Source organism: Cupriavidus sp. H39 (genome assembly GCF_050271075.1).
Classification (GTDB): Bacteria; Pseudomonadota; Gammaproteobacteria; order Burkholderiales; family Burkholderiaceae; genus Cupriavidus; species Cupriavidus necator_B.
Window position 1 is genome coordinate 1,463,285 of the sequence record NZ_CP189846.1, and the last position, 11,762, is coordinate 1,475,046.

Genomic DNA, 11,762 nt, shown 5'->3' on the forward strand with positions numbered 1-11,762 from the left:
GCCGGAAAGCGAGGCAGTCGACTTACTGCCCGGCAACCCTGGTGAAGTCTGGTTTGCGTTTTTCGGCGAAGGCCGAGAAGGCTTCCCGGGCTTCCGCACTGGCCAGCCGCTCCTCGAACCTGGCGCTTTCGCTGTTCATCTGCGCAAGCAGTTTTTCCGCATCGCGCATGAGCTGTTTCATTGCGCTCAGGGCGCCGGCCGGCCTGGCGGCAATCTTCTCGGCCATCCGGCGCGCATCCGTGCGCAGCTGGTCATTGGCGCAAACCTTGTTCGCAATGCCCCATGCCACGGCGGTTTGCGCATCAAGCGGCTCGCCCAGCGCGAACATCTCGAAGGCCCTGGCGTGTCCGATCCGCAACGGGAGCAGGTAACTCGACGCCGCTTCGGGAACCAGGGCGAGATTGACGAACGGCGTGATCAGTTGCGCGTCCTGGCCGAGCACGACGTAATCACAATGCAGCAGCATGGTGGTCCCGACGCCGACGGCCTTGCCATTGACCGCGGCGACAATCGGTACGGTCGAATTGGCAAGGGCCCGCAGGAAACGGTGCACGTGACGTTCGCTGGGGCCATTTCCCGATGCGATCGCCGCGAATTCGCCGAGATCATTGCCGGCGGTAAAGCTGTTTCCGTCCCCCTGCAGCAGCAAGACGCGGACAGCCCTGTCCTGTTGTGCCTGCTCGATAGTGTCGGCCAGTGCGCCGTACATCTCGTTCGTCAAGGCGTTCATCTTGTCCGGCCGCGCAAGCGTAATGGTCAGCACGCCGCCGGTGAGGTCACTGCGGATTTGCGGGGTCATTGGTCGGTCTCCAGGTGGGGGTTGCATGCCTGCCGTGCAGGCATCGCGATTAAATTCGCATGCGAAGTATATATATGGTTCGCGTGCGAAGTAAACGGTTGAGGCGCGGCAGTGTGCGGTATCGGCGCCAAAAGGAAAAAAACGGACTTGCATGATGATAGTGACTACCCTAGACTAACTATCAAATCGATAGCAAGTAGGTTTTTCGAGGAAGCCAATCATGCAGAAGAAGCCACTGGGCGAAACGCCGTGTCCGATCGCACGCACCGCGGCGCGCGTTGCCGACACCTGGAGCGTCTTGATCCTGCGCGAAGCCTTTTACGGCGTGACCCGGTTCGACGAATTCCAGCAAAACCTGGCTATCGCGCCCAATATGCTTACCCGTCGCCTGAACTCGCTTGTCGAAGAAGGCATGCTTGAGCGTCGCCAGTATTGCGACCGCCCGCCCCGCTCCGAGTACATCTTGACCGAGCGCGGGCGCGATTTCCGCCAGGTGCTGCTGGCGATGCTGGCCTGGGGAAACAAGCATCTCGCGCCTGAAGGCGAAAGCGTGCAGTTGACGAACCGGCGCACCGGCGTGCGCGTGGAACCTGTGCTGGTCGACGCCGCCAACGGGCGCCCGGTCACCGATGCCGACTATCACCTTGCGCCCGGGCCCGCCGCCAGCGACCGCGTGCGCCAGCGGCTGACCCGCTCGGCAGAAGCCTGAGCGGGGTTTCCCGCGCAGCCAATTCCTATTGAAACGTCAAGACCCGGCCACCGGGCGTATACCGCATGGCGCCTGACTGAAGTGCGTGCGGCCGATTGGTACTGGGTGTTCGGCAAGGAGAATGCGATGCATGCAAGAGATGTCGTGCTGTGCCAGCCGGTGCGCACCGCCATTGGCGCCTACAACGGCTCACTGAAGGCCGTTCCGGCGGTTGATCTCGGCGCCGTGGCGATACGGGCAACCGTGGCACGGGCGGGAATCGATCCAGGCGAGGTCGGCAGCGTGGTGTTCGGAAACGTGATCCAGGCCGGCAACAAGATGAACCCGGCCCGGCAGGCTGCCCTTGGGGCGGGCCTGCCGGTTTCGGTTCCCGCGATGACCGTCAACCGCGTCTGCGGCTCGGCAGCGCAGGCGATCGCCACGGCCGCGGACGAGGTGCGGCTCGGCTATGTTGATATCGCGATTGCCGGCGGCATGGAGAACATGGACCGTGCGCCTTACCTGATGCCGTCCGGCCGCTGGGGGCAGCGCATGGGCGATTCCGTCCTGCATGACAGCATGCTGCACGACGGCCTGTTCGACGCCTTCTCAGGCGAGCACTCCGGATGGCATACCGAGGACCTTGTCGCCCGCTACGCGCTGACCCGCGAGGCCCAGGACCGCTGGGCCGAGCGTTCGCAGCGGAATTTCGCACTGGCGCAGGCGAACGGGCGATTCACCGGCCAGATTGCCGGGGTGGCGACCAAAGGGAAGGGCGGTACGGCCATGTTCGAGGTGGACGAAGCCAACCGCCCTGATACCAGCCTCGATACCCTTGGCCGGCTCAAGCCGGCGTTTCGCCGGGATGGCACGATTACCGCCGGCAATGCGCCGGGGCTCAACAGCGGCGCAGCAGCCATGATCGTTGCGGAACGTTCGGTGGCTGAAGCCAGGGGGCTGGAGCCGATGGGACGATTGGCCGCTTATGGTGTCGGGGCCGTGGAGCCCGGCATGTTCGGGCTGGGCCCGGTCCCGGCGGTGCGGCAGGCGCTGCAACGCGCCGGCTGGGAGCTGGGCGACATTGAACGCATCGAGATCAACGAGGCGTTTGCCGCGGTGCCGCTGGCCGTCGCCGCGGAGCTTGGCCTGCCGCACGACCTCATCAATGTTGACGGTGGTGCCATTGCCCACGGCCATCCGATCGGGGCGACCGGCGCGGTGCTGGCGACGCGCTTGCTGCATGCCATGCGCGCGGACGGCATCCGGCGCGGCATCGTTACGCTGTGCATCGGCGGCGGGCAGGGGATTGCGCTGGCGCTCGAGGCGTTGGGCTGATTCTCTGCGAGGTGATTGCAAGGGATGACGCTGGCCCCGGAAAAACCAGCGTAAAAAAATCTGGAGGAGCACGAGACATGAACGTCCACTACATTGAAGATTTGGCGCCGGGCCAGAAATACGGTTCGGGACAGCTACTTGTCGACGCGGACAGGATCCGTGCCTTTGCCGCCGAGTTTGACCCGCAGCCTTTCCATCTCGATGCGGAGGCAGCCCGCGACACGCTGTTCCGCGGCCTGGCCGCGAGCGGCTGGCATACGGCGGCGCTGACCATGCGCCTGCTCGTCGATGGGGAATTCCGGCCGGCTGGGGGCATCATCGGCGCGGGCTTCGACGAGCTGCGCTGGCCGAAGCCTGTGCGCCCCGGCGATGCATTGCATCTTGAGAGCGAGATCCTGGAAGTGCGGACTTCGAAATCCCGTCCGGAGCAAGGTATCGTCAAGGTCAAGACCACGACCTTCAACCAGCATGGCGAACCCGTGCAGGTCTCCATCGGCAACCTGGTCGTGCAGCGGCGCCCAGCGGCTGCCGCCGCGGCGGAGGCGTCATGAAGATACTCGTTCTCGGTGCCGGAGCCATGGGTGGGTACTACGGCGCCCGGCTGATCGAGGCCGGAGCCGACGTCACCTTTCTTGTGCGGCCCGGCCGCGCGCAAGCACTCAAGCGCGATGGCCTGAAGGTGCGCAGCGAACTCGGGGACTTCCGCGGTCCGGTCAGAACGGTCCTGGTCAACCACGGCGATGCCCAGTACGACATCGTCCTGCTGGCCTGCAAGGCCTATGACCTGGCCGATGCGATTCGGGCGATCAGCCCCGCGGTCGGCCACGGCACGGCTGTCCTGCCATTGCTCAACGGCCTCGGCGCGTACGACCAGCTTGACCAATGCTTTGGCAAGGCCCGCGTGCTCGGTGGCGTTTCGTACATCGCGACCACGCTCGCGGCGGATGGCACCATCCAGCACGCTGGCCGTGGCGACCGGCTTCTGGTTGGCGCTCGCGCGCCGCAGGCCTCGGCGCTGGCAGCGGATTTCCACGCGCTGGCGTCGCAGTCCGCAGGTACGCGCGAACTGTCGGACGCGATCGACCAGGAGCTGTGGAACAAATGGTCCATGATCGCTGCGGGCGCGGTCATGACCTGCCTGATGCGGGGTACCGTGGGCGACATCATGAAGACGCAGGACGGCCGTCGCTTGATGCTGGAGGCGATGGCGGAGTGCCATACGGTGGCGCAGCTGTGCGGCCACGCCATTCCGGCGCCGGTGGCCGAAGCCGTGCAGGGCCGGCTGCTGGACCATTCATCGACCTGGGCCGCGTCGATGATGCGGGATATCGTCCAGGGCGCCCCCCGCATCGAAGCGGACGCCATCGTCGGCGATTTGATCGCACGGGCCGCCGCACACGGCTGCGATCTGCCGTTGAGCCGCATGGCCTTTTGCCACCTGCAGGTCTATGAAGGGCAGCGTGCGGCCCGGCAGCTTGCCGTCCAATAACTTGGCGGAGGCCGCGTAGCGGTCTCCGTGCCAATGCGCTCAGCCAGCGGTGCAGCGGCTATGCCGCACCACCGCTGCGCAGGCCGGCAAAGTTGGCGGGCCGCTTGCCCAGGAAAGCGGCTATGCCCTCGGCGGCTTCCGCGCCGCCCTGGGCTACCACCATCGCAATCCGCTCAGCTTCCAGTTGGTCGGCAAGCGTGCGTTCGTGGGCATGCCGGCACAGCGCCTTGATCGACTTTATGGCTTGCAATGGCCCTTGCGCGAGCCGCGCCGCCAGCGCGATTGCCGCGGCGCCGGCCTGTCCCGCCTCGACCAGCGCGTTGACGATCCCGGCGTGTTGCAGCTGTTCGGCGGTGATGCGGTCGCCCGTCAGCGCCAGTTGTGTGAGCAACTGCCGCGACATGCTCTGGGCCAGCAAGCCCGTGATGCCGCCATCCGGCGTCAGCCCGACCTTCACGTAGGCGATCGAGAATGCCGCGCCGGCGGAGGCTACGAGCAGGTCGCAGGCCAAGGCCAGCGAGAAACCCGCGCCAGCCGCGCCGCCTTCGACCGCGGCCACGATCGGCTTGGGAAAGTCGCGCAGCTTGCCGATCACGTCGTGCAGGTGCCCGACGCGTTCCATGCGCTCCTCATAGCTCAGTTCCCGGCGCTGGATGATCAGTTCCAGGTCACCGCCCGCACAGAAGTAGTTGTCGGCCCCGGTCAGCACGATCGCGCCGATTTGGGCGTTGTCGGCCGCGGCGGCCAGCGCGGCCCGGATATTGTCATAAAGATCCGCGGCAATGGCATTGCGCTTGCCGGGATTGTTGATGGTAAGGACCAGCACACGGCCTTCCGTGCGCTGCAGCAAAGAGGAGAATGTCGTCGTCATAGCGTGGTTTCCATTAGCGGACGAGGGTGCTGATCAGCCGGCGAGCTTGAGGCTCCTCGCGATGCGGATCAGCTTGGCGTGCTCGCTGTTCAGGAAGGCTTGCGCCTGGGCCACCGTCATCGGTTCGATCGCGCGCTGCAGGTTGACCGTGCGGCGGGTACGGTTCTCGGGGCTTGCCACCCAGGCGTTCATCGCTTCCACCACGCGGGCCATCACGGGGTCCGGCGTATTTGGCGGCGCCAGCACGCCTGCCCACTGGCTGTATTCGAAATCAGCCAGGTCCTTGCGCTCCGACAGCGCCGGAACGTCGGGTAGCGAGGGATGCCGGGCCTTGCTGGCGACCGCGATCGGCTTGAAGCGGCCGGCCTTGATCATCCCGTACGTCGGGCCGCCCATGGGCATGAAGGTGAGGTCGACCTGTGAACCGGCGATATCGCTGGTGACCGGAGCCGCGCCCTTGTATGGAACCTCAAGGAAGCGCACGCCGGTACGGGCCTGGAAGTCGGCGCCGACCAGGTGTGGCGCCGAGCCGGGTCCCCAGTGCGCCAGCGACAGCGGACGGTTCTTCGGGTCCTTTGCGTACGCGATGACCTCATCGACGTTCCTGAACGACAACGAGGGATTCGAGACCAGGATGAAATCCGAGATCCCGCTGAAGCCGGCCAGCCTGAATTTCTCCGGAGAATACCTGGCTGATGCGATGGTGAGCGGCGCGACCAGGAAGTCGATGCCAGTCGTGCCGAGCAAGGTATAGCCATCACTGGCGCTGCGCAGCACGTTCATCGCGCAGATCGATCCGCTTGCGCCGGGAAGGTTGTCGGCGATGACGTTCTGCCCCAGGCTCCGTTTCATCACGACCGCTGCCGCGCGGATCGATTCGTCCGCCGGCCCACCGGCGGGAAAAGCGACCTTGACGACAATCGGTTTGCTGGGATAGGGCGCATCTGCCCGCAGCCAGGATGGGGCAAGCATCGCCGGCACGGCGCCACAGGCGGCCTGCAGCAGGCGCCGGCGCGAAAGCTGGATGGACATGGTTGTCTCCTTCATGGATTGCGCAAGCCGGCAGCGCACTCCCGCCATGGATATCGCGGGGAAAGGAGCCCTGCCGGCATGCAACGCGCCCCACCGAGGACGCGGCCCTGCGGACAGCAATGGCCTACTCGTAAACCACCGTGTACTTGATCGTCAGCGTCGTGAACGCCTGGCTGATGGTGGCGACCGCAGCCTCCCTTTCCTCATTGCTCAGGCTGGCGGGCAATACCAGCGTGGACAGGATGCCCTGGTCCCCCCGATCATCAATGCGGATATCCACAAGAGGCACGGGCGCATCCGCCTTGACCTCGGCAAGCATCTGCCGCTGGGCCCGTAGTACGGCGTCGCTGCGCAGCGCGTTCTTCTGGATCTTGCCCACGGCCGTCTTGGGGATGGCATCGACCACATAGAACTGCTTGGGTACGGCAGCACGTTCCGGGATCACCTCATAGGCGTAGTGTTTGATGCGGCCGATCGGGAACGTGCTGCCGGGCTTGAGCGCGATATACGCCACCGGCAATTCCCCGGCATGGGCGTCCGGCAGGCCGACGGCGGCGGCATCGAATACCTCTGGGTGCCGATACAGCGCTTCTTCGATCATGCGCGGATCGATATTGTTGCCGCCACGGATGATCAGGTCCTTGGCGCGGCCGGTCAGCCAGAAGTAGCCATCCTCGTCCGCATAGCCCAGGTCGCCGGTATTGAACCAGCCGCCATCGAACCAGATGCCCTTATTCTGCTCCGGGTTCAGGTAGCCGGCGAAGATGTTGGGGCCGCGCACCACCACGATGCCAGGCTCGCCGGGCTCGCAATCGCGCTGGATTTTCCCGCCGGCAGCCTTGACGACCTTCATCTCCTGGTACGCCATGGGCAGGCCGATCGAGCCGATGCGACGCTGGCCATAACGCGGGTTGGTGGCGCTCAGCGCGGTGCCTTCGGTCAACCCGTAGCCTTCGAAGATCATCGCGCCGGTCTTGCGCTCGAACGCCTCGGCGACGGCCACCGACAGCGGTGCGGTACCGCAGCTTGCCGCCTTGAGCGAGCTGATGTCGGCATTGCCGAGCGGAATGTTGAGCGCCATGTTGACCACGCTCGGGACCATGCCCAGCGCGGTCACGCCGAAGTGCCCGACGATTTGCCACAGATTGCGGATGACGGAAGGGTCCCGCCAGCCGCTCGAAGTCAGCAGCACCACCGATGCGCCGCGTGCCAGCGGCATCAGGCAGTTGGTGAGCACGCCCGTGACGTGGAACATCGGTACACCGCACACCCGCACGTCCTCGGGCTGTACGTCGATCTGCATCGCGCTGACCCATGCCATCGTCACTTCGTTGCCATGGGTGTGCAGCGCAAGCTTCGGCGTGCCGGTGGTGCCGCCGGTATGGAACATTGAAGCCGTATCCTGCGGTGAGAACACCCGTTTGCTGTCCAGCGCCTCGTCATCGAAGCGGGCCAGTTCGGCGTCGAGGTCGACGATCCCTTCCTCGCCCGCCTTGCCGCCGCCGGCCTTGATCCAGTGCTGCACGCCAGGAAGCTCGCGGCGCACCAGCATGGCTTTGTTCCAGGCCTCGATATCCGGATCGGGGCCATAGGCGATCACCGCCTTGGCGCCGGCGTTGCGCAGCAGTGCCGCGATAATCTCCGGCTCCAGCATCCAGTTGACCGGACAGGCGATGCCCGTCGCCTCGCTGCCCCAGATCGCGTACTGCGACTCGGGGGTCACCGGCATCAGCACCCCGATGACATCATCGGGCCCCAGGCCAAGCGAGTGCAGCAGGTTGGCGGTCTGCGTGATGCGCCCGAACATCTGCGCATGCGTGATGGTGACCGCCTTGCCGAGCTCGTCGCCGGAAGTGAAGTAGTGCAGGGCGGGCGCGCCTGGCGCGCGGTTCCGCGCCAGGCGCAGCAGCTCGTAGGTGCTGTCGGGCAGGCGTCGGTCGGCGATCGGGGTCTGTTCGAACCGCCGGATATCGGCAAGCGCCGTCACCGTCAGCCGCGGCCGGTACGGATCCGATTGCGCCGCAGCGCCGTTGTTGAGTTGGGGCATGATCAGACTCCGCGGTAGACCGGACGACGCTTGTTCAGGAATGCTTCGCCGCCTTCGTGCATGTCTTCGGTGCTGAACAGCGTGGCAAAGGCCAGTTGCTCCAGCATCAGCGCCGTATCGAGCGTGGCGTCCTGGCCGTTATTGATCATCAGCTTGGCCATGGCGATCGAGTGCGGCGACTTCTCGGCAATGCGCTGTACATAGGCCTTGGCTTCATCGAGCAGCTCGGCCGCGGGCACCACCTTGTTGACCAGGCCAATGCGGTAGGCCTCGTCGGGCTTGATGATCTCGCCGGTAAAGATCATTTCCTTGGCTCGCGTCGCCCCGACCAGCCGGGTCAGCCGCTGGGTACCCCCGCGCCCGGGGATCAGGCCGACATTGGTTTCAGTCTGCCCCATCAGGGCGTTGTCCGCGGCTACGCGCAGGTCGCACGCCATAGCCAGCTCAAGGCCACCGCCGAAGCACGGACCGGCAATAGCGGCGATCACGGGAATGGTGCTGTGGTGGATCAGCGCCCACAGGTCGGGTGCGCCGCTGGTCGGGACGAAGGCTTCGATTGGGCGGCGTGCCAGCATCTCTGGGATGTCGCCGCCGGCAACGAAGGCCTTGGTGCCGCCCCACAGGACAATGCCGCGGACCGTCCGGTCGGCCATCAGCGACGACAGCGCCGCATAGAGATCGGTGCGAAGTCCCGTGTTGAGCGCGTTGTATTTTTCCAGCCGGTTCATGGTGACGACGGCGCACGGACCGTCCCGGTCGATAAAGACCGTCTCGTACTCGGTGATATGGGTCATCGGTGTCTCCGTTGCTTCTGTTGGAAGCTTAGTGAATGAACTCGAACAGGCCGGCCGCGCCCATGCCGCCGGCGGCGCACATGGTCACGACGCCATACTTCGCCTTGCGGCGGCGTCCCTCGAGCAGGATGTGGCCGACCTGGCGGGCGCCCGTCATGCCATACGGATGGCCGATCGCGATCGCGCCGCCATTGACATTGACGCGCTCCAGCGGCAGGCCGAGCTGGTCGATGCAGTACAGCGCCTGGCAGGCGAAGGCTTCGTTCAGCTCCCACAGGTCAATGTCGTCGACGGAGAGTTCATTGCGCTCCAGCAGGCGCGGCACCGCACGGACCGGGCCCACACCCATTTCGTCGGGCTCTACCCCCGCGGTGGCCAGGCCGACGAAGTAGCCGAGCGGTTCCAGGCCGCGCCGCTCCGCTTCAAGTTCGGACATCACCACCAGCGCGGCGGCGCCGTCCGACAACTGGCTGGAGTTGCCGGCCGTTACTTGGAAGCCTTCACCCTTCACGGCTGGCAGCACACGCAGCTTTTCCAGTGTGGTGTCGGCGCGGACGCCTTCGTCGGCTTCGAGCAGGAACGCTACGGACGAAGTCTCGCCCGTCGTCTTGTCGGTCACTGACTTGGTGCTTGCCAGCGGCACAATTTCATCCGCGAAGCGGCCGGCCTTCTGCGCCTGGACGGTCAGCTGCTGGCTACGCACCGAGAACTCGTCGGAGCGCTCGCGCGACATGCCATAACGCTGGGCCAGGATCTCCGCGGTGTCGATCATGTGCAGATAGACATCCGGGCGATGCTTCGCCAGCCACGCTTCCTGTTGCGCTACCTTCAGCGTGACCGGCTGCGACAGGCTGATCGATTCGACGCCGCCTGCCACCATCACCGGCACCTTGTCGATCAGGACGCGCTGCGCCGCAAACGCGACCGCCTGCAGCCCGGAGGCGCAGAAGCGGGTCAGTGTGGTGCCGCTCACGGACACCGGCAGGCCGGCGCGGATGCCGCCGGCGCGCGCAATATTGCCGCCCGTGGCGGCGATAGGCTGGCCGCAGCCGAAGATGATGTCTTCGACTTCGCCGCCGTCGATGCCCGCGCGCTGGACAGCATGCTGGATGACATGGCCGGCCATGGTTGCGCCATGGGTCATGTTGAATGCACCTCGGCTGGCTTTGCCAATCGGGGTGCGGGCATAGGAAACGATCACTGCGCGGGACATGGGTTCTCCTTGGGTGTGGATGACAGGCACGCACGGCCTGCGAAACCAGATATAGACAGTGGATACATTGGAGGGCAATTCTTTCGCTGAGCGATAGGCTGACAGTGCGGAACGTGTTCAATGCCTTGCCTGCATCACGCCCCTGGTATTGTCGCGCCTGCGGTGTATCCACTGTCTACATACTAGGGTTGCGATCCTGGCAACGTCAAGAACTGGTTAGGTTTACAAGGCTAGGGTTTCCACTAGGCGTAAACGCCTTGCAGTTCCTTGACGGTGGCTCGCCGGCTCCCTACGATATAGACACTGGATAGATTGGCTTCGATTCATGCGGCCAATGCACTGGGCAGGGCGCTCACGCTTTATGAAGCCGCGCCCATGGAATGGCAGAAACCGGAGGAAGATTTGGAATTCACTGGCGCACAGGTAATCAGGGCTTCCAGGGCAGAGGTATGGAGGCGGTTGAACGATCCGGCAACCTTCCAGCAGTGTTTGCCGGGATGCGAGCAATACGAGCAAGGAGACGATGGTGGCTATGAGGCGGTCATCGTCGCCTCCGTCGGGCCGATCAAGGCGCGGTTCAAGGGCACGGCGCGTTTCTCCGACCACAAGGAGGGCATCGGCTATCACGTCGAGGGCAGCGGAAGCGGTGGCGTCGCGGGCTTTGGCAAACTGGGCGCCGATGTGCGCCTGGAAGACGTGGAAGGTGGTACCTCGCTGCATTACGTCGCCGCGGCGCAGATGGGTGGGAAGCTGGCACAGATCGGATCCCGTCTGGTCGGCGCCGTGGCCAACAAGTTTCTGGCGGAATTCTTTTCCCGCTTTGAGAAGTTGGTCAGTCAAGCGGTAGATGGAGGCGGTTCCCTGGCACCTTCTCCTGAGTGAACTCCGGCGAACACTGGGGAAGGATGGAATCAAAATTTTTTTGCCCTTTAGTATGATGATCATAATACTATAGACGGCATGCGTGCCGATGCTGAAGGTGCGAACGCAGACACAGAGGCGACTGTGAAGATAGAGAACACAATCAATGGCGTGAGAGGCGCCACCGAGATAGCGCCGAGGCGGCTCCTGGTCCATTTGTTGCGGGACCAGAAGCGCCTGACCGGTGTCCACATCGGCTGCGACACCTCGCAGTGCGGAGCCTGCACGGTGCTTGTGGACGGCACGACGGTGAAGTCCTGCACCGTGCTGGCCGCCCAGACTGACGGCTGTGAACTGCATACGATCGAAGGGATGGAGCACGATTCCACGACGACCGTGCTGAAGCAGGCCTTCCATGAGCTCCATGGGCTGCAGTGCGGCTTCTGCACGCCGGGGATGCTGCTTGCGGCACGGGCGCTGCTCACGCACCAGCCCGCGCCCACCGAGAGCGATGTCAGGGAGGCGCTGCACGGCAACCTGTGCCGCTGTACCGGATACCAGAACATCGTCGATGCCGTGCTGCTTGCCGCGACCCGGCTGCAGCAGGCGCCATCCGACACTGCGGAGTCCTGA

General features: G+C 64.8%; 12 protein-coding genes. 6 read left to right on the top strand and 6 right to left on the bottom strand.

Annotation, left to right across the window (positions count from 1 at the left end; translation table 11 throughout):
• Nucleotides 1-22: 22 nt before the first annotated feature.
• Entirely contained in the window at nucleotides 23-799 is a 777-nt protein-coding gene (locus ACOCMH_RS07045; RefSeq protein WP_427306185.1) for an enoyl-CoA hydratase, read from the bottom strand.
• Between the two features lie 220 nt (nucleotides 800-1,019).
• Between ACOCMH_RS07045 and ACOCMH_RS07050 the strand changes: the two genes are divergently transcribed.
• The 4 genes from ACOCMH_RS07050 to ACOCMH_RS07065 all read left to right on the top strand — a co-directional run bounded on the left by ACOCMH_RS07050 (nucleotide 1,020) and on the right by ACOCMH_RS07065 (nucleotide 4,311).
• On the top strand, nucleotides 1,020-1,508 hold the full coding sequence (locus ACOCMH_RS07050) for a winged helix-turn-helix transcriptional regulator (protein ID WP_427306186.1): 489 nt from the start codon (nucleotides 1,020-1,022) through the stop codon (nucleotides 1,506-1,508).
• A gap of 126 nt (nucleotides 1,509-1,634) precedes the next feature.
• Entirely contained in the window at nucleotides 1,635-2,822 is a 1,188-nt protein-coding gene (locus ACOCMH_RS07055; RefSeq protein WP_427306187.1) for a thiolase family protein, read from the top strand.
• Between the two features lie 77 nt (nucleotides 2,823-2,899).
• Nucleotides 2,900-3,373, top strand: coding sequence for a MaoC family dehydratase (locus ACOCMH_RS07060; RefSeq protein ID WP_427306188.1), 474 nt, complete (start codon nucleotides 2,900-2,902; stop codon nucleotides 3,371-3,373).
• A complete protein-coding gene (locus tag ACOCMH_RS07065) occupies nucleotides 3,370-4,311 on the top strand; it encodes a 2-dehydropantoate 2-reductase (RefSeq protein ID WP_427306189.1) in 942 nt (313 codons plus the stop codon). The genes ACOCMH_RS07060 and ACOCMH_RS07065 overlap by 4 nt, the downstream gene beginning before the upstream one ends.
• A gap of 58 nt (nucleotides 4,312-4,369) precedes the next feature.
• Here the strand turns inward: ACOCMH_RS07065 and ACOCMH_RS07070 are convergent, their stop codons facing one another.
• The 5 genes from ACOCMH_RS07070 to ACOCMH_RS07090 all read right to left on the bottom strand — a co-directional run bounded on the left by ACOCMH_RS07070 (nucleotide 4,370) and on the right by ACOCMH_RS07090 (nucleotide 10,268).
• The gene (locus tag ACOCMH_RS07070) at nucleotides 4,370-5,182 is read right to left on the bottom strand and encodes an oxepin-CoA hydrolase, alternative type (RefSeq protein WP_427306190.1); all 813 of its coding nucleotides are present in this window, start codon (nucleotides 5,180-5,182) and stop codon (nucleotides 4,370-4,372) included.
• 33 nt (nucleotides 5,183-5,215) lie between these two features.
• The gene (locus ACOCMH_RS07075; RefSeq protein WP_427306191.1) at nucleotides 5,216-6,262 is read right to left on the bottom strand and encodes a tripartite tricarboxylate transporter substrate binding protein; all 1,047 of its coding nucleotides are present in this window, start codon (nucleotides 6,260-6,262) and stop codon (nucleotides 5,216-5,218) included.
• A 76-nt stretch (nucleotides 6,263-6,338) separates the two neighbouring features.
• Nucleotides 6,339-8,261, bottom strand: coding sequence for an acyl-CoA synthetase (locus ACOCMH_RS07080; RefSeq protein ID WP_427306192.1), 1,923 nt, complete (start codon nucleotides 8,259-8,261; stop codon nucleotides 6,339-6,341).
• A 2-nt stretch (nucleotides 8,262-8,263) separates the two neighbouring features.
• Entirely contained in the window at nucleotides 8,264-9,055 is a 792-nt protein-coding gene (locus ACOCMH_RS07085) for an enoyl-CoA hydratase/isomerase family protein (protein WP_306852951.1), read from the bottom strand.
• A gap of 28 nt (nucleotides 9,056-9,083) precedes the next feature.
• Complete coding sequence (locus ACOCMH_RS07090) at nucleotides 9,084-10,268, bottom strand: acetyl-CoA C-acyltransferase (protein WP_306852952.1); 1,185 nt, start codon at nucleotides 10,266-10,268, stop codon at nucleotides 9,084-9,086.
• A 402-nt stretch (nucleotides 10,269-10,670) separates the two neighbouring features.
• Here ACOCMH_RS07090 and ACOCMH_RS07095 point away from each other — a divergent pair, with 402 nt between their 5' ends.
• Together ACOCMH_RS07095 and ACOCMH_RS07100 are read left to right on the top strand one after the other, a co-directional pair.
• Nucleotides 10,671-11,150 (top strand): SRPBCC family protein, encoded by a 480-nt coding sequence (locus ACOCMH_RS07095; protein WP_427308394.1) that lies wholly within the window; start codon nucleotides 10,671-10,673, stop codon nucleotides 11,148-11,150.
• 78 nt (nucleotides 11,151-11,228) lie between these two features.
• Nucleotides 11,229-11,762: a (2Fe-2S)-binding protein gene (locus ACOCMH_RS07100; RefSeq protein ID WP_427306193.1), complete on the top strand. Its 534-nt coding sequence runs from the start codon at nucleotides 11,229-11,231 to the stop codon at nucleotides 11,760-11,762.

What these genes read in the sequence shown, in the direction of transcription:
- ACOCMH_RS07045 (WP_427306185.1), bottom strand. Translation starts at nt 799, where the DNA reads ATGACCCCGCAAATCCGCAGTGACCTCACCGGCGGCGTGCTGACCATT.
- ACOCMH_RS07050 (WP_427306186.1), top strand. Translation starts at nt 1,020, where the DNA reads ATGCAGAAGAAGCCACTGGGCGAAACGCCGTGTCCGATCGCACGCACC.
- ACOCMH_RS07055 (WP_427306187.1), top strand. Translation starts at nt 1,635, where the DNA reads ATGCATGCAAGAGATGTCGTGCTGTGCCAGCCGGTGCGCACCGCCATT.
- ACOCMH_RS07060 (WP_427306188.1), top strand. Translation starts at nt 2,900, where the DNA reads ATGAACGTCCACTACATTGAAGATTTGGCGCCGGGCCAGAAATACGGT.
- ACOCMH_RS07065 (WP_427306189.1), top strand. Translation starts at nt 3,370, where the DNA reads ATGAAGATACTCGTTCTCGGTGCCGGAGCCATGGGTGGGTACTACGGC.
- ACOCMH_RS07070 (WP_427306190.1), bottom strand. Translation starts at nt 5,182, where the DNA reads ATGACGACGACATTCTCCTCTTTGCTGCAGCGCACGGAAGGCCGTGTG.
- ACOCMH_RS07075 (WP_427306191.1), bottom strand. Translation starts at nt 6,262, where the DNA reads ATGGCGGGAGTGCGCTGCCGGCTTGCGCAATCCATGAAGGAGACAACC.
- ACOCMH_RS07080 (WP_427306192.1), bottom strand. Translation starts at nt 8,261, where the DNA reads ATGCCCCAACTCAACAACGGCGCTGCGGCGCAATCGGATCCGTACCGG.
- ACOCMH_RS07085 (WP_306852951.1), bottom strand. Translation starts at nt 9,055, where the DNA reads ATGACCCATATCACCGAGTACGAGACGGTCTTTATCGACCGGGACGGT.
- ACOCMH_RS07090 (WP_306852952.1), bottom strand. Translation starts at nt 10,268, where the DNA reads ATGTCCCGCGCAGTGATCGTTTCCTATGCCCGCACCCCGATTGGCAAA.
- ACOCMH_RS07100 (WP_427306193.1), top strand. Translation starts at nt 11,229, where the DNA reads ATGCGTGCCGATGCTGAAGGTGCGAACGCAGACACAGAGGCGACTGTG.